The organism is Chromohalobacter moromii, from assembly GCF_023091865.1.
Lineage (GTDB): Bacteria > Pseudomonadota > Gammaproteobacteria > Pseudomonadales > Halomonadaceae > Chromohalobacter > Chromohalobacter moromii.
The window spans coordinates 331241-351076 of sequence record NZ_JAHXDI010000002.1 but is presented as its reverse complement, the minus strand read 5'-3'; the positions used below and the strand labels follow the sequence as shown (position 1 = coordinate 351076).

Genomic DNA, 19836 nt, shown 5'->3' with positions numbered 1-19836 from the left:
CCCAGCATGAGTTCTCGTATCCCGTCGTCGACCGCACCGCGCTCGGCCCTGTTCAATCTACTACTCGGCATTCTGGCATTAGGATGGCCGCTGGCCGTGCATGCCTTGCTGCCGCGTCTAGGCGCCTGGCCCTTGCTGATCACCCTCGTCGTATTGGCTTGGTGGCGACTACCGGCCGCACACCGAGGCTGGGGCTGGGGATTGCTCATTGTCGGTGGGGTCATACTCGTGGCCGGCCACGCCGAGCTAGGCGTGCGCGCCTGGCCAGTGCTTCTCAATACCGCCATGTTGGCCGCCTTCGCATACAGCCTGGCCCGCCCACCCAGCGCGATAGAACGCCTGGCGCGGCGCCGCGAACCCAACCTCGGGCCACGCGGCGTTCGCTACACGCGTCGCGTCACGCAGGCCTGGTGCGTATTTTTCGCCATCAATGGCAGCATCGCGCTCTGGACCGCACTCTACGCCGACCTGGCCACATGGACGCTCTACAACGGGGGGATCGTCTATGCCCTACTGGCAACGATGTTCGGCGGCGAATGGTTGATCCGCCGGCAGGTGAGGAAAACGCCCGATGACGAATGACGCGGCGCACGGTCCGCTGCTGGCCGCCCCATGGCGCGAATGCGACCCTGCACGCACCGTGGCCTGGCAAACCGACGCTCACGCCGAGACGCCCTGGCGAACGCTGGAAACGTTCCAGTCCGACGTCGGCGCCTGGCAGGCGACGCTGGACGCGCATGCCAAATCCCCCTGCAGCTGGATGCTGAGCACACACGATCCGTACCGCTTCGGCTGTGCATTGATCGCCGCCTGGGAACGCGGCGACCATGTCATCCTGCCGGCCGACACGCGCCCCACGACACTCGAGGCCCTCGATGCCCTGGATGCCGCACGTCTGGGAGATATTCCTGGCGGCCTGACGGCGAGCGACACCCCTCACGCACCACGTTGGGGCACACTCGAGGCGGCACGCATCGCCGTGACGCTTTATACCTCCGGCTCCACCGGCGAACCGCAACGCCTCGACAAGAGCTTCGCCCAGCTCGACGCCGAATTGGCCATGCATGCCGCGCTATGGCCGCTCGAGGCACGCCTGACCTTGAGTCAGGTGAGCCACCAACATATCTACGGCCTACTGTTCAGCGTGCTGCGCCCGCTGTGCGAGCGTGCACCGTTCGCCGCCGAGATGTGCCGCTACCCGGAAACTTTGCATCTGTGGCTGGCGCGCTGGTATGCGCAAACCCAGCGCGAGGCGGTGCTGATCAGCGCCCCGCCAACCCTCGAGCGGCTCCCGGAGACACTCGACTGGCCGGCAGTCGATGGCATCCTGGCACGCATTCATTCCTCCGGTGCCCCTCTGCCACGCAACGCCGCCGAGCATGCCCAACGTCTGCTCGGTACCGAGGTACACGAAGTCTATGGCAGCTCAGAAACCGGCGGCATCGCTTGGCGCATTCAATCCCAAAATACCGGCTGGACCGCCTTCCCCGGCGTCGAGATACGCGACGATGCCGAGCATCAACTATGGCTGCGCGCCCCTTGGTTGAGCACACCCGCTACCTGGACGCCACAAGCCGACCGCGTGGTCGTCGAAGGCACCCGCTTTCAGCTACTCGGCCGTAGCGACCGTATCGCTAAGGTCGGCGGCAAGCGTGTCTCGCTTACCGCCTTCGACCGCGCCCTGGGTGAATTGCCAGACGTACGGCGCGCCCACTGCACTCCTCTGCCGAGGCGCGATGGCCGTTTGGGTGCCATCGTCGAACTCATCCCCGAGGCCGTGCCGCACGACCATGACGCACGACGCCAACTGATCCAAGCGCTACGCGCCGCCCTGACGCCACGCTTCGAAAACGCCGTACTGCCACGCTACTGGCGATTCGTCGAGGCCTGGCCCCGCGATGCCCAGGGCAAGCTTGGCGCGACGTGCCTGTCACGCCTGTTTGCGGATCTCGACGACCCCCGAGCGCCTCGCTGGCTGGGCGAAACACTGGACGGCCCGCAAAGCGCGCGCTTGATCCTGGAAGTGCCCGAGCGTCTCGCCTATGCCGAGGGGCATTTCGCGACGCAGCCGGTGGTGCCCGGCGTGGTGATGGTGCGCTGGGCGCTTCACGCCGCGCGCGAAAGCCTCGGCCTGCATGGCGTGTGCCGCGACATGACTCGCATCAAATTTCCCCTGCTGTTGCTTCCGGGGGAACGCGTCACCCTGACGCTCGACGTCACGCATGACAGCCCGCGTGAAGCGACTCACGACAAGGTTCATCATCGCGCTCATAACAATGCCCACGACAACGCCCATAACGACGCTCACAAGAACGATATGACGACCCGACTACGCTTCACGTTTACCAGCCAGCGCGGCACTCACGGGACCGGCACGCTGACGCTGACGCCACAGGAGGGCGCCCATCATGCGTGACGACGCCCGCGCCTGTGTCATCATTCCAGTCTATAATCACGCCGACGCAGTGGGACGCACCTGCCAAGCGCTACGCCGTCTGGAGGTCCCTCTGTTATTGATCGACGACGGCTGCGAGCTCGCCTGTGCCGCCGTTCTTGAGCGGCTCGCCGACGCGCCCCGTACCCATCTCCTCAAGCTGCCGCACAACCAAGGCAAGGGCGCGGCAGTCAAGGCTGGCTTACGCGAGGCGCAGCGGCTGGGGTTCACGCACGCCCTGCAGGTCGATGCCGACGGCCAGCACGACGCCAGCGACCTGCCGCCGTTTCTCGCTGGCCTCAGTGCCGATGACACGACGCTGCGCATCGGCTATCCACGTTTCGATGCCAGCGTGCCGCGTCACCGCTTCTACGCCCGTTATCTCACCCATTCGCTGGTGTGGTTGAGCACACTGTCCTTCGCGCTGCGCGATACCATGTGCGGCGTCAAGCTGTATCCGGTAGCGGCAACCAACCAACTGGTCGCGCAGCATCCCTGCGGGGACCGCATGCAGTTCGACACTGAGTTACCCGTGCGCTGGATATGGGATGCACGTCCGGTCGAAAACCTGCCCGTGCGGGTGAGCTATCCCCTCGATGGCGTCTCGCATTTCGCCATGTGGCGCGATAATCGCCAACTCACCGCGATGCATTTACGCTTGCTCGCCGGTATGCTGCGTCGGCTGCCACTTCTGCTAGGCCGCCATGCACGAATGACGAGGAGTACCGGATGACCTCCAGCGACGATACGCAACGCGATGCACGGCACTGGTCGCGCGTTCAGGAGTCCGGCACGTTGGCCGGCATGCGTCTGATGATCTGGATTCGCCGCCACCTGGGACGCTGGCCGTTTCGGCTCATGCTGGTACCGGTCATTCTTTACTACTATGCGATACGCCACATTCCCCGCCGGGCATCGCAGGATTATCTCAAGCGCATCTGGCCCCTGCATGCCGGGCGGGCGCCGCGCTGCTTGCACTGGCTGAGCCTGCGTCATTTCTTGGTATTCGGCGGCATGCTGATGGACAAGATCGATGCCTGGAGTGGGCGTACCCTGGAGGCTCGGGTAGACGGCGAGGACCGTGACCGTCTCGACGCCGCCATCCGCAGCGGGCGCGGTGGTCTGGTGCTGGTCTCGCACGTCGGCAACCTGGAAGTTTGCAGCGCCATGCAGGAACGTCGCGACGACTTTCACGTCGTGCAGATCATGCATACCCGCAACGCCAGCAAGTTCAACGAGCTGCTGGCTCGCAGCAACCTGCGCCGCGCGCCGGAGATCATCGAGGTCAGCGAGATCACCCCGGCCACCGCCATGCTGCTCGCCGAGCGCATTCAACAGGGGCGCTTCGTGATGATCGCCGCCGACCGCGTGCCGATTCACGACGGCGGGCGCACCCAGACACTCGACTTCCTGGGCGCCCCCGCCGCCTTTCCCGAAGGTCCGTTCCATCTAGCCACCCTGTTGCGCTGTCCGCTCTACACGGTGGCCTGCCTGCGTGACGCCGAAGGCTATCGGGTGGAGTTCAATGACTTCGACGATACCACCCACGTTAAACGCGTCGAGCGCGATGCCTGGCGCGACCAAGCCATGCGCCGTTACGTACAATGGCTGACCGATCAATGCCAGCGCCAGCCCCTGCAATGGTTCAACTTCTTCCCCTTCTGGGCTTCTTCGACAACGCACACACGCAACGACGACTGAGTTTCATCGTCGCTGTCATCTCGACACGGGAGAAAGCACATGATGCGCCGCTTGATCGCCTACGCCTGCCTGGGGCTCGTCGGACTGCCGCTCGCCGCACACGCCTTCGACCGCCAGGCGCTCCAGGCGCGTCTCGAGCAGACTCCGGCGCTGGCAGGCCACTTCACGCAGATCCGCTGGCTCGCCGATGTCGACACCGAGCTCGAAAGCCAGGGGCGCTTCGCCTATGTGCGTGACGAGAAGGTCGTCTGGCAGTTGGAAACGCCCGTGGAGGATCTCCTGGTGCTCACGCCGGCCGATGCGGATGACGCCACGCAATCGGAAAGTGCTCGCCAAGCCGGTCGCGAGCAGATCGCCGCGCTATTGTTGCGTCTGCTCGGCGGCGACTGGTCGGCACTGGATTCACGCTTCACCCAGACGCTCGAGGGCCACGCCGACGACTGGCGCGTCACGCTCAGCCCACGCGACGCGGCTCTCGCCGAGCGCATCGGCGAGATTCGTCTGGCCGGTGGCCGCTACGTCGAGCATCTGGAGATGCACACCGCCGAGGGCGACCGCTTGAGCGTCGACTTCAGCGATCAGGCGCCGCTGACGCCCGAGGCGATCGCCGCCCTCCCCGACGCCGATACCCGCTGACCGGATCGCCAGGACTGCCCATGTCGCCTTTGCCCACCGCCACGCGCGCACCCCGTTACCTCGCCTGGGCCTGGCTAGTCGCCCATCTGCTGTGTCTGGTGGCACTCGGCTGGCTGCTTCGCGACGGCCTCCCTGCAGACACCCGGCTCACCGCCATGCTGCCGGAGGACCGTCAGGCCCCGCTGGTGGAGCAAGCCAGTGCCAAACTGGGCACGAGCTTCGAGGATCGTTTCGTGCTGCTGGTACACGCCGACGACCTGTCGAGTACCATGCCCGCGCTAGCCGAGGCGCTCACCGGGGACGACGGCGCTGCGTCGGTGATCGACACCCTGACCTGGCGCGATACCGACCTCCTCGACGACGATCCCAAGACAGCACTCGACGCCTATCGCTATCGCCTGCTGACCCCCGAGATACGCCAGTCCATCGATGCCAACGGCGGTGAATCGTTGGTCGCGCCCGCACTGAAGACGCTGTTCTCGCCCGCCGCACGCCCAGATCCGCGACGCGACCCGTTCGGGTTGCTCGATGCCTGGCTCGAAGAGCGCACCACGAGTCGCATCACTCCGCACGACGGCCGTTTGAGCATCGATATCGATGGCCAGCGTTTTAACCTGCTGATCGGCAAGCTCGCCACGTCCCCCTATGCACCGGACGCCCAGCAGCGCCTGACCAGGACATTGGAGGACTTTCAGATCGCGCATCCCGAGGCGACACTACTGCGCTCGGGGCTGATTTTTCATGCCGCGGCCGGCGCCGAGCAGGCCAAGCACGAGATCTCGACCATCGGCCTGGGCGCGTTGCTCGGCCTGATCGCGGTACTGCTGATCGTCTTTCGCTCGCCGCGCGTCCTGCTCGCACTGTTGCTACCGCTAGGCAGCGGCCTACTGATGGCGCTAACCCTGACATTGGCGTTGTTCGGCAGTCTGCACTTGCTGACGCTAGCCTTCGGCGCCAGCTTGATCGGCATCGCCATCGATTACGCCCTGCATCTGCAGAGCCATCGCGCCATCGCCGGGCGTGACTTTCGTCTTCGCGCCCTGCTGCCCGGACTCACGCTGGGCCTGGCATCGAGCCTGGTCGCGTATCTCGCCCAGACCCTCACACCGCTGCCGGGCCTGCGCCAGATGGCGGTCTTCGCCGCGCTGGGGCTGTTGGGTGCCTGGCTCTCGGTGGTGCTATGGCTGCCCCGCCTGCGCCTGCCCATCTCGCCGGCCACCGCGCGCCTGGCGACACGCTGGGAACGCCTCACCCGCTCGCCGTGGCGTCTCAAGCCCGGCGTGGTGAGCGTGGTGGCGGTGATGCTGCTCGCCATCTGCGTCTGGCGCCTGCACAGCGACGACAGCCTACGGCTGCTCAGTTCATCGCCCGATGCCTTGCTCGAGCAAGAGCGCATCGTGCAACAGCATTTAGGCAACGATACCGGCACGCATTACCTGCTGGTGCACGGCGACGACGAAGCCACGCTGCTCGAACGACTGAGCGCCCTGCATACGCCGCTGGACACACTGCAACGCCAAGGCGTGATCAGCGGACACGTCGATCTTGCCGACAGCGTGCCGCCACCCGAGCGGCAAAACGCCAACCTGGCCCGTGTCGAGCGGCTTTATCAGGCCCCGCTTAGCCACCTGTTTGAGCGCGCGAACCTGCCGGACACACTGGCCGAACGCGCACGTGCTCGCCTCGACGAGAGCCCGTTGCTGGATGTCACTACCTGGCTCGATACGCCGTTGGGCGAATCCCAGCAACGCTTGTGGCTGGGCAAGACCGACGACGGCGGCGTCGCCGCCAGCGTGGCGCTGCAGGGTGTCGCGGACGGTGACGGCGAGGCCCCCTTGCGGCAACTCGCCGCCGATACGCCCGGTGTGACCTATGTCGATCGCATCGAGCGTCTGTCGGGCCTGCTCGGCGAACTACGCACGCATATCGCCGAATGGCTAGCATTGGGGTTGATCTTACTGGGCATGGGGCTAACCCTGCGCTATCGTCGCCGTACCTGGCGAGTGCTATTGCCCCCGCTGGGCGCTACGCTGATCGTATTGACGAGCTTCGCGGTGGCCGGCATCCCGCTCAACGTCTTCAGCCAATTGGGGCTGTTACTGGTCTTGGGCATCGGCCTCGACGCGGGTATCTTCAATGCCGAGCATCCCCGCCAGGCCGCCGCCTGGTTGGCCATTAGCCTGTCCACACTGACCAGTCTGCTGGCCTTTGGGCTACTTGCTTTCAGTGCCACCCCGGCGCTGCACTATCTCGGCCTGACGTGCCTGATCGGCCTAGCCGCGGTATGGGGGTTGGTCTACTTGCTCAGGCCCGGTCCACGAGGAGACGCAGGATGAACATGCACACCGAGGCATCCCTGCAAGCCGCCGACTGCGACGTCGCCATCATCGGTGCCGGACCCGCCGGGGCGGCGGCCGCCGCGCGATTGAGCCGCCTCGGCTGGCGCGTGCATGTCATCGAGCGCAGCCATTTCCCGCGCTTTTCTATCGGTGAGAGCCTGCTACCGCAGAGCATGGCCTATCTCGAGGCGGCCGGTTTGCTGGAGACGGTCCAGGCCGGCGGTTATCAACCCAAGAACGGCGCCGCCTTCACGCGCCACGCACGAACCACCACCATCGATTTCCGCGAGAAATCCACCCCCGGCTGGGGCACCACCTACCAGGTCCCGCGCGCCGACTTCGATCAGCGCCTGATCCACGCCGCCGAAGCGCAAGGTGCGACACTCGAGTTCGGCACCACGGTCACCGCTTTCAATGCCGATGCCGCGCGCCCCGTACTGCAACTCGAGGACGAACAGGGCACGACGCGCCACTTGAGCGCGCGTTTCGTACTCGATGCCAGCGGCTACGGGCGTGTGTTGGCGCGCCTGGAAGCACTCGAACGCGATCCTCGCGCCGAGCCACGCATGGCGATTTTCAGCCATGTCGAGGACGGCATCGAGGACGCCGATTACGACCGCGAGAAAATCCTGATCGGCGTGCACCCCGAGGACGCCGGCATCTGGTACTGGCTGATCCCCTTCGCCGACGGACACGCCTCGGTGGGCGTCGTCGGTGATATCGACACCCTCGCCGCGCATGGCGACAATCCTGAGGCGCGCTGGCAAGCCCTGCTCGACCAGGAGCCCCGCTTTCGACAGCTTCTGCACCAGGCGCGGCGCGTGCGCGAGGTCAACGAGATACGCGGCTACGCGGCCAGCGTCACGCGCCTGCACGGTCCCGGTTACGCACTGCTCGGCAACGCCGGGGAATTTCTCGACCCGGTGTTTTCCTCCGGCGTTACCATCGCCCTGCACTCGGCGCACCTCGCCGCGCCTCTGGTCGACCGCCAGCTACGCGGCGAGGAGATCGACTGGCACGCCGCCTTCGAGACGCCGCTGCGCGCCGGGGTGGATACCTTCCGCGCCTTCGTCGAGGCATGGTACGCCGGTACGCTGCAGACCATCGTCTTTCATGAAGCGCCCCCGCCGCGTTTCAAACGTTGGATCAGCGGCGTGCTCGCCGGTTACGCCTGGGACCGCGACAATCCATTCGTCACCGCTTCACGACGCCGCCTAGCGACACTTGCCGAGGTCTGCGCACAACGCGACGAGGTACGCTCATGAGCTTGTCACGATTCGCTCTGGCGCTCGCGCTGTGTGGCCTGATGCTGCTTGGCGGCTGCTCGCTGGCGCCACCCATCGCGCCACACCCGGCGCTGGATCAGGCCGAACGCTCGGCGACGCTCACCCGTCGCCTGACCTTCATTCCGGACGATAAGGACGCCGACAAACGGACCCTGATCGCCGTGCTGCGCCTTGCTCCAGACGAATTGCGCGTGGTGCTGACCACCCCCTACGGGCAACGTCTGACGACGCTGGTGCGCGACGCCTCGGGCAGCCGCTTCGAGCAAGGCGACGCTCCGCGCGACGATGCCCTACCGTTTCCACCGGATTGGCTGGCGACGCGGCTGGAATGGTCGCTGTGGCCCCGCGCGGCGCTCGAGAACGCGTTCGCCGATAGCGAATGGACGCTCGATGAAAATCGCCGAGAGCGCCTGATCGCCTATCGCGGCAAGCGTGTCGCGCGCATTACGCCACCACCGGCGCAACGCGATATGAACGGTAACAGCGACGTATTGCTGGAAGACTTTCAAGGCGATTACCGGCTGCGCATCGCGCCGCTGGATTCGCCCACCGACCACGAGGCCTCGCGATGAGCCTATCCGCCAACCGCCAACCCTGTCGTCTGTCGCGCCCCGGCGTGGTGTGCAGCCTCGGCGACGACCTGGAGACCATCGCCGACGCCTTGTTCAACGGGCGACGCGGGCTGACATCCAGCGCTGCTTTCACACCCGAACGCGCGCTACCGTTGGGCATGGTCACATGCGCGCTCCCCGACTGGGACGACTGGCCACCCGAGCAACGCAGCCGCAACAACCGCTTGTTGGCACTCGCCATGCAACGGCTGAATGGCCCGCTCGACACGTTGCGTGAGTCGGTAGCGCCCGAACGCATCGGCGTGGTCATCGGCACCAGTACCTCAGGCATCGGCGAGACCGAACGTGCCATCGCCGAGGCGGGCCGTGAGGGCCCGCTACCCGAGGCGTTTCGCTACGCCAATCAGGAGCTCGGCGCACCGGCACACTTCGTGGCCCAACGCATTGGCGCTCAGGGGCCGGTGTATGCGCTTTCCACGGCGTGCAGCTCCAGCGCACGCGCCCTGGCTAGCGCCCGACGCCTGCTCGCCAGCGGGACGTGTGACGCAGTCATCGCGGGGGGCGCGGATAGCCTCTGCCGTTTGACCGTCAACGGTTTCGCCAGTCTGGAAGCGATCAGCGAGCGCCCTTGTCTGCCGTTCTCCGCGCAGCGCGACGGCATCAATATCGGCGAGGCGGCGGCATTGTTCGTGGTCACACCGGAAGACGGCGGCATTCAGCTCAGCGGTACGGGCGAGTCCAGCGACGCTTACCACGTCTCCGCGCCACGTCCGGATGGCAGCGGTGCGCACGAGGCGATGCGCCAAGCCCTGGCCATGGGCGGCTGCGCGCCCGAGGCGGTGGACTATCTCAACCTGCACGGCACCGGTACTCACCACAACGACAGCATGGAGGCCAAGGCGGTCGCGGCGCTGTTCGCCACTTCGCCACCGTGCAGCTCGACCAAGGCGTTGACCGGCCACACCCTGGGCGCCGCCGGCGCGCTGGAAGCCGCGTTCTGCTGGTTGGTGCTCGACCGCGGGCGGCTGCCGGTGCATGTCTTCGACGCCGTACCCGATCCCGAGCTGCCCCCTCTCGACTATGTCATGCCTACGGTCACGCCCGAGCACACGTCGCGTCCGCTCACGTATGCGCTGAGCAATTCCTTCGCCTTCGGTGGCAATAACGCCGCGCTGTTGATGACCCGTGAGGAGGCATGAAATGCGCCTTGAGCTCCCCTGTGCGGTAAGGCCATTCGTTCCCCATGACGGCGCCATGTGTCTGCTCGACACGCTGCTGGATTACGACGCCGCAGGCGCCACCGTCGAGATCACGCCCAGAGACAGCGATCTTTTCGTCGAGGACGGCGCGATTCCCGCCTGGGTCGGACTCGAATGGATGGCCCAGGGCGTCGCCGCCTGGGCCGGGGTTTGGGCGCATATCGATGGCGCACCGCCGCCGCCCGGCTTCTTGATCGCCAGCCGGCGTTATCATGCCCATGTGGATAACTTTTCCCTCGACGAGCCGGTGCATGTCCAAGTGACACGGGAATTCGTCGCCGACAACGGCGTCCGCGCCTTCTCCGGCACACTCTCGACGGCGGCGGGCCAACGCCTCGCCGAAGGCCGCCTGAGCATCTTCCAGCCAACGCCGTCAACTTCTTCTTCTCCTGCAGAAAGGCAAAACGCTCGATGACCGACACCATTCTGGTGACCGGTGCCAGCCGTGGCATCGGTCGCGCCACCGCCCTGCGCCTCGCGAACGACGGCTTCGATATCGTCCTTCATTACCGCTCCCGCAAGCAGGACGCCGAATGCGTCGCCGAAGAAATTCGCGCGCTGGGTCGCGAAGCGCGCCTTTTGTGTTTCGACGTGGCCGATCGCGATCAAGCACGCGCCCTTCTCGAAGCGGACATCGAGGCTCATGGCCCTTATTTCGGCGTGGTCTGCAACGCCGGCATCACCGCCGACAACCCGTTCCCCGCGCTTACCGGCGACGATTGGGACAGCGTGGTACATACCAATCTCGACGGTTTCTACAACGTGCTGCACCCGCTGGTCATGCCGATGATCCAGCGCCGCAAGCCGGGACGCATCATCACCATCGCCTCGATGTCGGGGCTCATCGGCAATCGCGGCCAAGTCAATTACAGCGCCGCCAAGGCGGGTATCATCGGCGCCACCAAGGCGCTGGCCATCGAACTGGCCAAGCGTCATATCACCGTCAACTGCGTCGCCCCCGGGTGGATCGACACCGATATGACGCACCATCTATCCCAGGAAGAAGTGCTCAAGCTGATCCCCATGCGCCGTACCGGCCAAGCCGAGGACGTCGCCGGCGTGGTGAGCTTTCTATGTTCAAAGGATGCCGCCTACATGACGCGCCAGGTGTTGCCGGTTAACGGCGGCATGTGCTGAGCGGCTATTTTGTTAGCCCCCTTCGGGTAAGATGTCGCTTGCTACCATCAAGCTTGGCGCGACAGGGCCGATAATGAGGCATACGCCTGAGGCAATGGATACGACTCGATGAAACGCTTGGCTTTGATGCTTGCCATACTCTTCGCCATCGCTCTACTGGGGGGTGTGCTGCTGTCGGCCACTGACCTCGCCTGGCCGCTACCGCCTTCGGCGCTGATCCCATTGGGAGCGTTCGTGCTCGCGCTGGGTGCGCTGGCGATCCTCGCCCTACTGGGCCTGGCGCTGTGGCAGCAGCTTTCCCAACAGCAGCGTGCCCTGCACGATAGCCTCGATGCCTTGTCGCATCATGGGCGTACGCAGACCACGGCGCTGCTGGCCGAGCATTTCATGCAACATGCCGAACGCTTGTTGGAGAAAGAAGGGCTGGATCCCAACAAGCGCAATGTGCTGCGCTGCCTGTCCATCGATGCGCTGCGCGGCAATAGCGGGCGCGGTGATCCCAATTACGCGCGGCTGGCGCGGCTCTTCGAATGGTTCGACGGCGAGGCACGCGCCACCGGTGACAATGCCGAGCGGCAACGCTTGTTGGTACCGGTGCTGATGCAATATGCGGAAATCGCCGACCAGCTATGCCGTGTCGGCGAAAGCGAGCCGGAACGCGTGGGCGAGTTTCTGAGTCACCAGCCGCCGCCGGCGCCCCAGAACGAGGAAGAGGAGGCGCCGTCTACGTGACCGACGCCTTACGCCGTGACGCCGTGTGGCCCGCTACTGCCCTTTGACTGCAGCCGTCACGGTCACTTCAACTTTGAGTTCATCGGCAGGCATCGGCGCCACCACGCAGGTACGCGCCGGCGCATGACCAGCGGGTACCCAGGCATCCCACACCGCATTCATGGCTGCCATGTTCCCGCCATCAGCCAAATAGACGGTCGCCGTGAGCAGGTGCTCGCGGTCCGAGCCGATTTCCTCGAGCAAGGCATCGACACGCGCCAGCATACTCTCCGTCTGTGCTGTGATATCGCCGTGGCGCGCATCCGGGCCGGCGACCTGGCCGCATAGATAGGCGACACCGTTGTGAATCACGGCCCGACTCATGCGGGCCTTGGTATCATGACGCTGAATGATCATGGCATGATCCTCATAGGTTGTGGCGCTAATGGGTCGCGGCGCTTAGCGCAGCAGTAGCAAGGGAGACTGGGCGCGACGAATCATCGCCGTGGTGGTGCTGCCCACCAGAAACTGGCGAATGCGCGAGTGACCGTAGGCGCCCATCACCAGCAAATCGATATCATGCTCATGTTGATAGTCGCACAGCACTTTCTCGACCTCGCCGGCGATGATGTGCGACTGCACGGCGCTACTGGTCGGCGCTAGCTGTTTCTCCGCCCAAGCCAGTTGCTCGCGATGCTCGTCGGTGTCGGCCCCCACCAGCACCAGGTGGCACTCAAGGCCGCGCAGCAGCGGGCGCTCCGAGAGCAATTCGACCATCTTACGGGTCGTCGGCCCGCCGTCGAAGGCGATGAGGTAGCGCGACGGGGTCGTGAAGGTTTCCGGCACGACCAGAATCGGTCGATGTAACCCACGAATCACGCGCTCGAGATTGCTGCCCATGTGCTCCGGCGAGGCGTCCGCCGATTCACCGCGCTTGCCCAACACGATCAGTCGCGCTTCTTCTTCGATTTCGACCAAGGCTTCGACCAGCTCACCGTTGCGCTGTCGCGTCTCGACCTCGGCGATGCCGGCGGCCTCGGCCCGCTCGCGGGCTGCGCTCAACATTAAGCGGCCATGCTCCTGGGCGAGCTTGCCGCGCTGCTCGTCGAGACTGGCCAGTTCCTCCAGCAGGTGCTCGCGCGAGCCCAGCCCGATGTTGCCGCGAGGATCGAACTGGCTGGGCGCCTGGTTACGATCCAGCACATGCACGAACGACAGCGGCACCTCCATGCGCTGGCTCGCCCAGACCGCCGCGTTGCTTACGGTTTCCGCATAGTTCGAGCCATCGATACACGCCATGACGTGGGGGGCTTTCATGTGGCGGGCTCCTTCCAATGTTCTTGTCGGGTCCCATCGAAGTGGGCTAATTGCATGATACTCAGGGTCGGGGAGACTTGTCGTCTCCCCTTTAAGGCCTAAGCCGAAGGCCGACAGGCTTAGCGCAACTCAGTGGCCCATGAGTTTTTCCACGGCGTCGGGCTTGTCGTGCACCGCGAAACGGTCCACCAGAGTGGCACTGGCCTCGTTGAGACCCACGACCTCCACCTCGGTGCCCTCACGGCGGAACTTGATGACGACCTTGTCGAGGGCGCCCACGGCGGTGATGTCCCAGAAGTGTGCGCGCGTCAGGTCGATACGCACGCGCTCCACGGTTTCCTTGAAGTCGAAGGCGTCGGTGAAGCGATCCGCCGAGGTAAAGAACACCTGCCCCACCACGCGGTAGACGCGGGTATGCTCGTCGTCCATCTCACTACCCACGTACAGGATCTGGCCGACCTTGTTGGCGAAGAACAGCGAGGCCAGCAACACGCCGACCAGCACGCCGATGGCCAGGTTATGGGTCGCCACCACCACGGCCACCGTGGCAAGCATGACGATGTTGGTCGACATCGGATGCTTGCGCATGTCGCGCAGCGACTCCCAGCTAAACGTCCCGATGGAGACCATGATCATCACCGCTACCAGCGCCGCCATGGGAATCTGCGCGACGAGGTCGCCGAGGAACACCACCATGATCAACAGGATAACCCCCGCACACAGCGTGGAAAGCCGCGTGCGTCCGCCGGATTTGATGTTGATCACCGACTGCCCGATCATCGCACAGCCGGCCATGCCGCCCAGGAAACCGGTCGCGATGTTGGAAACGCCCTGGCCCTTGCACTCGCGGTTCTTGTCGCTGGGCGTGTCGGTGAGTTCGTCGACGATGGTCGCCGTCATCAGTGACTCGAGCAGGCCTACCACGGCCAACGCGGCGGAATACGGGAAGATGATGGCCAGGGTCTCGAAGTTGAGCGGTACGTCGGGCCACAGGAACACCGGCAGCGTATCCGGCAACTCGCCCATGTCGCCTACGGTGCGCACCATGGAAAAGTCGCCTAGCATGTAGACCGCCGTGAGTACGATGATGCAGACCAGCGGCGACGGCAGCATGCGACCGATGACCGGCACATAGGGGAATAGATAGATGATCCCCAGACCCGCGGCGGTCATGGCATAGACGTGCCAGGTCACGTCGGTCAACTCCGGCAATTGCGCCATGAAGATCAGGATTGCCAAGGCGTTGACGAAGCCCGTGACCACCGAGCGCGAGACGAAACGCATCAACGCACCCAGGCGCAGATAGCCGGCCACGATCTGCAACACCCCGGTCAGCAGGGTCGCGGCGAGCAGGTACTCCAGCCCATGCTCCTTGACCAGGGTCACCATGAGCAGCGCCATGGCACCGGTGGCGGCGGAAATCATCCCCGGCCGGCCGCCGGTAAAGGAAATCACCACCGCCATGGAAAAGGACGCGAAGAGTCCCACCTTGGGGTCGACCCCAGCAATGATCGAGAAGGCGATCGCCTCGGGGATCAGCGCCAACGCCACCACGGCGCCGGCCAAGACGTCCGATCGGACGTTCGAGAACCAACGTTGTTTGATTGATGCGTACATGCTTGTGTCCAGTCGATGAGAAAGGTCAGAAGTTTTAAACGGCGCGTCTGGCGACGGCTCATCCGAGTCACGGGCATCGTGTCATGTGCCAATGTCGAGAATGCGACGAGAACCGAAAAGACGGCCGAACACGGCCCCGCGACGCTGGGTGGCGTCATGTGGAGCCGCGCGGGAGCGGGAAACGCTCCGGGGGAGAGGAAAAACGCTAGGGCGGCGTTGCGCTCATGAAATCAATCGGCCTTGAACGGTCGGTTGCGGGCACATGGCATCATGTGCCCGTGAAAGCGCGGGATTCTACCAACTCGACGCCGCACTTGCACCTTTGGTCGACATGGCGCTTGCGCTGCGCCAGTCGAATCGCGGCCAGCCACGCAATTCGGCGATACGTGCCAGGCGGGCATCGGGCTGCGTGGCATGCGCATGGTCAACATGCTCGAGCAGCGGCAGATCGTTGTGCGAATCGCTGTAGCCCCAGAGGATGTCGGGGCGTGCATGGGCGGCCTCACGCTCGGCGAGCCAGGCCTCCAGCGCCGTCAGCTTACCCGACTGGTAGGTGACGATGCCGGTGGGTTCGCCGGTGAAGCGGCCCTCGGCGTCGAACGCCGGCGGCGTGGCCAGGGCGTCGTCGGCACCGACCTCGCGTGCGATGGGCTCGACCAGATGATACATCGAGGCCGAAATGATCAAGGTGGCGTGCCCCTGGTCACGGTGCCAGGCCAAGCGTTCGAGCGCGCCCGGCATCAGGCGCGGGCGAATCCAGGTCTCGACGAAGGCCACGACCTCGTCGCGTACCGTCTCGCGCCGACGCCCAACCAGCGGCGCCAGTACGAAGCGCAGGTGCGCCTGCATATCCAGCGTGCCAGCGTGATATTGCTGCTCGTGATGCGCCACTTGATCCATGAATGCCTCGCCATCTTCCACCCAGCGGCGCCGCACCAACCAAGCGATCCACAAGCCGGTGCAATCGCCGTCGAGCAGGGTATCGTCGAGATCGAAAATCGCCAGATGGCGGCGGTCAGAGGGCATGGCGCCTGACTCCTAGTAAAAACGAGGCGCCATTCTAACCGCTCGATATGACAGCCGTCTGTCACGCTTCGTTGCCCGGCGTCTCGTCACCCGTCGAGGTACGGCCCGACGACGGGCCGGATGCCATCGCTGCATTCGAGGGTTGGTCTTGCGAAGACGCACCGCCCGCCTTGTTCAAGTGCCCCTTAAAGGCCTCCATGATGTCCATCGGCAGCGGGAACACGATGGTCGACGCGTTCTTGTTGCTCATGTCACTGAGCGTCTGCAGGTAACGCAACTGCAGCGACGCCGAATTGCTGGCCATGACATCGGCGGCCTCGACCAGCTTGTGCGAGGCCTGCAGCTCGCCCTCGGCATGGATCACCTTGGCACGCCGTTCGCGCTCGGCTTCGGCTTGCCGAGCGATGGCGCGGATCATGCTCTCGTCGAGATCGACATGCTTGATCTCGACATTGGCGACCTTGATGCCCCATGACTCGGTCTGGGCGTCGAGGATCTCCTGGATATCGTTGTTGAGACGGTCGCGTTCGGACAGCATCTCGTCGAGATCGTGCTTGCCGAGTACCGAGCGCAAGGTCGTCTGCGCCAACTGGCTGGTGGCGACGCCGAAGTTCTCGACCTGGATGATGGCCTTCTCCGGGTCGACCACGCGAAAGTACAGCACCGCGTTGACGCGTACGGTGACGTTGTCCTGCGAGATGACGTCTTGCTCCGGCACATCCAGCGTCACGGTGCGCAGGTCGACGACCTGCATCTTCTGAATTCCCGGGATCAGCAGCAACAGCCCCGGTCCCTTCACCGCCTGGAAACGGCCCAGGAAGAACACCACGCCGCGCTTGTACTCCGGCAAGATGCGTATCGCCGCAAACAGCAACAGCACGACCAGGACGATCGGCACTAAATAGGCATAACTCGCGTACATGGCGTTACTCCTTCTCGATGAACCCTTCTCGATAAACGATAGCGTGCCCCAGGCGCCGCATGGCGACTAAGGGGTTGCCGTCATTGGCTCGACGATCAGCGTCAAGCCCTCGTTGGATACGATCCGCACCCGCTGACCGCGTGTCACGGGCGATGCACAACGCGCCTGCCAGCGCTCGCCGTGCACCATGACCTTGCCTGGCCCCTGGAAATCCGCCAGCACCGTGGCCTCTTGGCCGATCATTTCCTCCTGACCGCCCTGCGGACGGCGTTGGCGCATCCCTACGAAGCGCATTACCACCCACAACAAGAAGCCAGCGGCCACCAGCGCCACACCGCCTACCAAGGGCCACGCCAGCGCCTGATGCGTGTCGTCCATCAGCATCACCGAGCCGGCGACGAAGGCGGCGAGTCCGCCGAAGCCCAACACGCCGACGCTGGGTACGAACGCCTCGGCCACGACCAGCGCCATGCCCAGGAAAATCAATACCAGGCCCGCATACCCCACCGAGAGCATCTGGAAGGCATACATGGCCAATACCAGGCTGATGGCGCCAATCACGCCGGGAAAGAGTGTGCCCGGACTCAGCAATTCGAAGATCAGCCCGTAGAAACCGATGATCATCAGGAAATAGGCGACGTTGGGATCGGTGATGAAGGCCAGCACCTGAGCGCGCCAATCCGGTGGCTGACGCTCGAGCGTCATATCCTGTGTAGAAAGCGTACGTTCGCCATCGGCCATGACCACAGACCGCCCGTCGAGTTGGGTAAGCAAGTCGTCGAGATCGCCCGCCACGACATCGGCGACGTTCGCCTCCAGGGCCTCGCTAGCCGTGAGATTGGCCGCCTCGCGCACGGCGCGTTCGGCCCACTCGGCATTGCGTCCATGACGCTCGGCCAACGAGCGAATCGTGGCCACCGCATCCTCGAGGACCTTGCGCTCCATCGCCGATGACGACGTCTCCTGATCGTCGCCCTCTTGCGCTTCGTCCGGCGTCGATTCGCCGCCACCTCCGCCGAGCTGCACCGGGGTCGCCGAGCCAAGGTGCGTGGCTGGCGCCATGGCGGCGACATGACTGGCATATAGCAGATAGGTACCGGCACTGGCGGCCCGCGCACCGGCGGGCGTCACATAGCTCACCACCGGCATCGGCGAGGCCAGCATCGCGCGGATCATGTCACGCATCGAGGCGTCCAAGCCGCCCGGTGTATCGAGTTCGAGGATCACCAGCGAGGCGCCAGCTTCGTCGGCACGTTCGAGACCGCGCTGAAAGTAATCGCTGGTGGCGGGGCCAATGCTGCCATCGATGCTCAGCACCACGCCGTGGGGTGCGTCACGCGCGTCGGATTGCGCACTCGCCAGCCACGACAGCCCCAGGCCCGCGAGTACCAGGCAGGCCCATATCAGGCAGCGGCGCATTACGACTCCGTCATTGCGGCGTAGCATCGCGGCTCTCCGAAGCCGAGGCACAGGGCGTAGGGCGCGTCGACCAAGTAGTGGAACCATCGTCCCCGCGACATACACGGCTACCTTCAGGCGTGGTGGAGCGCGCCTCGACGCCTGGCGACGAAGACGCGCTGGGCTGCACTATGATCGATGGGTACACACTGACGCGACCGCGTTCTTCTCGCCACCCAGGTTCACCCCCTCCATGCCAATCGTGACGCTCACGATCGTAGCGTCTGTCCTCATGTCCGGCGCGGTGCGATTCGAGTGGTAGCAAGCGCCCGCTATCGGGATCGTAAACCTTCACACCGTCCGCGTTGGCCGTGGTGATCCCCGCCACCGCCAGTAGCAAGACAATGCGCATCGCGACGGACATTGCATACCCCGCGTGCCGATACCTCGTCATGCTCGTCTCCTCGGGATCGCCGGCCCCCTTCATGGGCCACTTTCGTCAGTCTAGTTCACGTGCACCGCGCAACCATTCCCAGAGTGCCTCACATGCCGGACGCAATACCCGCGCCTGTGGGCGTACCAGCCAAAAGGCCTCGTCAGTGGGCATGCACACGTCAAAAGGCGCCACCAAATCGTCGCGTCCATCGAAGAGGCGCCGGTGGGTCAAGGCGATGCCCGCCCCGCGTGCAGCCAACGCCAGCGTGGCGACCTGGGTATCGCAAATGAACGAAGCACAATGCGCTTCCAGCCCTTCGGACCCGGCCAATGCCAGCCAGCTTGGCCAGCCCAGCGCGAAGCCAGCGGCATGCAACAGGGTATGCCCGGCCAAGTCGTCGGGCGTTTGCAACTCACGGGCCAAGGCCGGCGAGCACACCGGTAACATGACTTCCTCGTTGAGCAGCACCGACTCCATGTCGGACCAGTCACCCTGGCCGTAGCGGATCTCCATGTCCACACCCTCGGCGCCGAAGTCGCCAGGCCAAACGGCGCTCACCACACGAACCGTGATATCACGATGCCGTTGATGGAATCGCGTCAACTCGGTCGCCAGCCAGCCGTTCTGCAAGGCAGGTGTGGCGCGCAGCGTGACCGGCGCATCGGGGTGCGGTCCGAAGACCTCGGCGGTCCCTTCGGCGATACGTGTGAAGGCCTCCTGAATGCTTGGTAGCCAGGCCTGTCCGGCCGGCGTCAACGACAGGCTCCGCGGGTGCCGCACGAACAACGCCTGGCCGAGGCGGTCCTCGAGCAGGCGAATCCGCTGGCTGATGGCCGATTGCGTCACGCCCAGCTCGCGACCGGCCTGAGTGAAACTCAGCGTGCGCGCGGCAGCCTCGAAGGCTTGCATCCAAAGAATCGGTGGCAGGGACATGGTGAACTCGGTGGTCATGGATGTCCGCCCATGATCTTCAATAAGCCACCCATTAGCAAAGCTTAGCCTTAGGTCCGAGATTCATCGTTTGTCTAATGTCGCCATGAGGCGA

The 19836-nt window shown here is 64.7% G+C and carries 20 protein-coding genes; 12 read left to right on the top strand and 8 right to left on the bottom strand.

The features are described 5' to 3' along the window. Positions 1 to 6: 6 nt before the first annotated feature. The 12 genes from KZO83_RS08190 (at position 7) to KZO83_RS08135 (ending at position 12096) form a co-directional block, all read left to right on the top strand. Positions 7 to 582 carry a COG4648 family protein gene (locus KZO83_RS08190; protein ID WP_075368206.1) on the top strand — a complete coding sequence of 192 codons (576 nt, stop codon included), beginning with the start codon at positions 7 to 9 and terminating at the stop codon, positions 580 to 582. Next, positions 572 to 2416 carry an ApeI family dehydratase gene (locus KZO83_RS08185; protein ID WP_247620430.1) on the top strand — a complete coding sequence of 615 codons (1845 nt, stop codon included), beginning with the start codon at positions 572 to 574 and terminating at the stop codon, positions 2414 to 2416. The genes KZO83_RS08190 and KZO83_RS08185 overlap by 11 nt, the downstream gene beginning before the upstream one ends. After that, positions 2409 to 3167: a glycosyltransferase family 2 protein gene (locus KZO83_RS08180; RefSeq protein ID WP_075368207.1), complete on the top strand. Its 759-nt coding sequence runs from the start codon at positions 2409 to 2411 to the stop codon at positions 3165 to 3167. Before KZO83_RS08185 ends, KZO83_RS08180 begins: the two co-directional genes overlap by 8 nt. Next, positions 3164 to 4135 carry an LpxL/LpxP family acyltransferase gene (locus KZO83_RS08175; RefSeq protein WP_075368208.1) on the top strand — a complete coding sequence of 324 codons (972 nt, stop codon included), beginning with the start codon at positions 3164 to 3166 and terminating at the stop codon, positions 4133 to 4135. The genes KZO83_RS08180 and KZO83_RS08175 overlap by 4 nt, the downstream gene beginning before the upstream one ends. A gap of 39 nt (positions 4136 to 4174) precedes the next feature. Continuing rightward, positions 4175 to 4771: a LolA family protein gene (locus tag KZO83_RS08170; protein ID WP_075368209.1), complete on the top strand. Its 597-nt coding sequence runs from the start codon at positions 4175 to 4177 to the stop codon at positions 4769 to 4771. Positions 4772 to 4791: 20 nt separating this feature from the next. After that, positions 4792 to 7107, top strand: coding sequence for an MMPL family transporter (locus KZO83_RS08165; protein ID WP_075368210.1), 2316 nt, complete (start codon positions 4792 to 4794; stop codon positions 7105 to 7107). Continuing rightward, on the top strand, positions 7104 to 8375 hold the full coding sequence (locus KZO83_RS08160) for an NAD(P)/FAD-dependent oxidoreductase (protein WP_336296575.1): 1272 nt from the start codon (positions 7104 to 7106) through the stop codon (positions 8373 to 8375). Before KZO83_RS08165 ends, KZO83_RS08160 begins: the two co-directional genes overlap by 4 nt. Then, positions 8372 to 8968, top strand: a complete 597-nt coding sequence (locus KZO83_RS08155) for a DUF3261 domain-containing protein (protein WP_075368211.1) — start codon at positions 8372 to 8374, stop codon at positions 8966 to 8968. Before KZO83_RS08160 ends, KZO83_RS08155 begins: the two co-directional genes overlap by 4 nt. Beyond that, the gene (locus tag KZO83_RS08150) at positions 8965 to 10167 is read left to right on the top strand and encodes a beta-ketoacyl-ACP synthase (RefSeq protein WP_247620429.1); all 1203 of its coding nucleotides are present in this window, start codon (positions 8965 to 8967) and stop codon (positions 10165 to 10167) included. Before KZO83_RS08155 ends, KZO83_RS08150 begins: the two co-directional genes overlap by 4 nt. 1 nt (position 10168) lies before the next feature. Beyond that, positions 10169 to 10642, top strand: coding sequence for a hotdog family protein (locus tag KZO83_RS08145; RefSeq protein ID WP_247620428.1), 474 nt, complete (start codon positions 10169 to 10171; stop codon positions 10640 to 10642). After that, a complete protein-coding gene (fabG, locus tag KZO83_RS08140; RefSeq protein WP_075368214.1) occupies positions 10639 to 11364 on the top strand; it encodes a 3-oxoacyl-ACP reductase FabG in 726 nt (241 codons plus the stop codon). Before KZO83_RS08145 ends, fabG begins: the two co-directional genes overlap by 4 nt. A gap of 108 nt (positions 11365 to 11472) precedes the next feature. Then, entirely contained in the window at positions 11473 to 12096 is a 624-nt protein-coding gene (locus tag KZO83_RS08135; protein WP_075368215.1) for a hypothetical protein, read from the top strand. A gap of 33 nt (positions 12097 to 12129) precedes the next feature. On the opposite strand, the gene KZO83_RS08130 is transcribed toward KZO83_RS08135, so the two are convergent. The 8 genes from KZO83_RS08130 to KZO83_RS08095 form a co-directional block, all read right to left on the bottom strand. Beyond that, positions 12130 to 12492 carry a RidA family protein gene (locus KZO83_RS08130; protein WP_075368216.1) on the bottom strand — a complete coding sequence of 121 codons (363 nt, stop codon included), beginning with the start codon at positions 12490 to 12492 and terminating at the stop codon, positions 12130 to 12132. 42 nt (positions 12493 to 12534) lie between these two features. Further along, a complete protein-coding gene (locus KZO83_RS08125; RefSeq protein ID WP_075368217.1) occupies positions 12535 to 13392 on the bottom strand; it encodes a universal stress protein in 858 nt (285 codons plus the stop codon). Positions 13393 to 13521: 129 nt separating this feature from the next. After that, positions 13522 to 15009, bottom strand: coding sequence for a SulP family inorganic anion transporter (locus KZO83_RS08120; RefSeq protein WP_075368218.1), 1488 nt, complete (start codon positions 15007 to 15009; stop codon positions 13522 to 13524). Between the two features lie 294 nt (positions 15010 to 15303). Then, a complete protein-coding gene (locus tag KZO83_RS08115; protein WP_075368219.1) occupies positions 15304 to 16035 on the bottom strand; it encodes an HAD family hydrolase in 732 nt (243 codons plus the stop codon). Positions 16036 to 16096: 61 nt separating this feature from the next. Beyond that, positions 16097 to 16957, bottom strand: a complete 861-nt coding sequence (locus KZO83_RS08110) for a slipin family protein (protein ID WP_075368220.1) — start codon at positions 16955 to 16957, stop codon at positions 16097 to 16099. 66 nt (positions 16958 to 17023) lie between these two features. Then, on the bottom strand, positions 17024 to 18403 hold the full coding sequence (locus tag KZO83_RS08105) for an NfeD family protein (RefSeq protein WP_247620427.1): 1380 nt from the start codon (positions 18401 to 18403) through the stop codon (positions 17024 to 17026). Next, positions 18387 to 18809 (bottom strand): hypothetical protein, encoded by a 423-nt coding sequence (locus tag KZO83_RS08100; protein ID WP_247620426.1) that lies wholly within the window; start codon positions 18807 to 18809, stop codon positions 18387 to 18389. The genes KZO83_RS08105 and KZO83_RS08100 overlap by 17 nt, the downstream gene beginning before the upstream one ends. A 45-nt stretch (positions 18810 to 18854) precedes the next feature. Continuing rightward, entirely contained in the window at positions 18855 to 19742 is an 888-nt protein-coding gene (locus KZO83_RS08095) for a LysR substrate-binding domain-containing protein (protein ID WP_247620425.1), read from the bottom strand. Positions 19743 to 19836: the final 94 nt, after the last annotated feature.

Bases quoted from the DNA above. Each gene is read 5' to 3' on its own strand.
- KZO83_RS08190 (WP_075368206.1), top strand. From the start codon at position 7: ATGAGTTCTCGTATCCCGTCGTCGACCGCACCGCGCTCGGCCCTGTTC.
- KZO83_RS08185 (WP_247620430.1), top strand. From the start codon at position 572: ATGACGAATGACGCGGCGCACGGTCCGCTGCTGGCCGCCCCATGGCGC.
- KZO83_RS08180 (WP_075368207.1), top strand. From the start codon at position 2,409: ATGCGTGACGACGCCCGCGCCTGTGTCATCATTCCAGTCTATAATCAC.
- KZO83_RS08175 (WP_075368208.1), top strand. From the start codon at position 3,164: ATGACCTCCAGCGACGATACGCAACGCGATGCACGGCACTGGTCGCGC.
- KZO83_RS08170 (WP_075368209.1), top strand. From the start codon at position 4,175: ATGATGCGCCGCTTGATCGCCTACGCCTGCCTGGGGCTCGTCGGACTG.
- KZO83_RS08165 (WP_075368210.1), top strand. From the start codon at position 4,792: ATGTCGCCTTTGCCCACCGCCACGCGCGCACCCCGTTACCTCGCCTGG.
- KZO83_RS08160 (WP_336296575.1), top strand. From the start codon at position 7,104: ATGAACATGCACACCGAGGCATCCCTGCAAGCCGCCGACTGCGACGTC.
- KZO83_RS08155 (WP_075368211.1), top strand. From the start codon at position 8,372: ATGAGCTTGTCACGATTCGCTCTGGCGCTCGCGCTGTGTGGCCTGATG.
- KZO83_RS08150 (WP_247620429.1), top strand. From the start codon at position 8,965: ATGAGCCTATCCGCCAACCGCCAACCCTGTCGTCTGTCGCGCCCCGGC.
- KZO83_RS08145 (WP_247620428.1), top strand. From the start codon at position 10,169: ATGCGCCTTGAGCTCCCCTGTGCGGTAAGGCCATTCGTTCCCCATGAC.
- fabG (WP_075368214.1), top strand. From the start codon at position 10,639: ATGACCGACACCATTCTGGTGACCGGTGCCAGCCGTGGCATCGGTCGC.
- KZO83_RS08135 (WP_075368215.1), top strand. From the start codon at position 11,473: ATGAAACGCTTGGCTTTGATGCTTGCCATACTCTTCGCCATCGCTCTA.
- KZO83_RS08130 (WP_075368216.1), bottom strand. From the start codon at position 12,492: ATGATCATTCAGCGTCATGATACCAAGGCCCGCATGAGTCGGGCCGTG.
- KZO83_RS08125 (WP_075368217.1), bottom strand. From the start codon at position 13,392: ATGAAAGCCCCCCACGTCATGGCGTGTATCGATGGCTCGAACTATGCG.
- KZO83_RS08120 (WP_075368218.1), bottom strand. From the start codon at position 15,009: ATGTACGCATCAATCAAACAACGTTGGTTCTCGAACGTCCGATCGGAC.
- KZO83_RS08115 (WP_075368219.1), bottom strand. From the start codon at position 16,035: ATGCCCTCTGACCGCCGCCATCTGGCGATTTTCGATCTCGACGATACC.
- KZO83_RS08110 (WP_075368220.1), bottom strand. From the start codon at position 16,957: ATGTACGCGAGTTATGCCTATTTAGTGCCGATCGTCCTGGTCGTGCTG.
- KZO83_RS08105 (WP_247620427.1), bottom strand. From the start codon at position 18,403: ATGCTACGCCGCAATGACGGAGTCGTAATGCGCCGCTGCCTGATATGG.
- KZO83_RS08100 (WP_247620426.1), bottom strand. From the start codon at position 18,809: ATGACGAGGTATCGGCACGCGGGGTATGCAATGTCCGTCGCGATGCGC.
- KZO83_RS08095 (WP_247620425.1), bottom strand. From the start codon at position 19,742: ATGACCACCGAGTTCACCATGTCCCTGCCACCGATTCTTTGGATGCAA.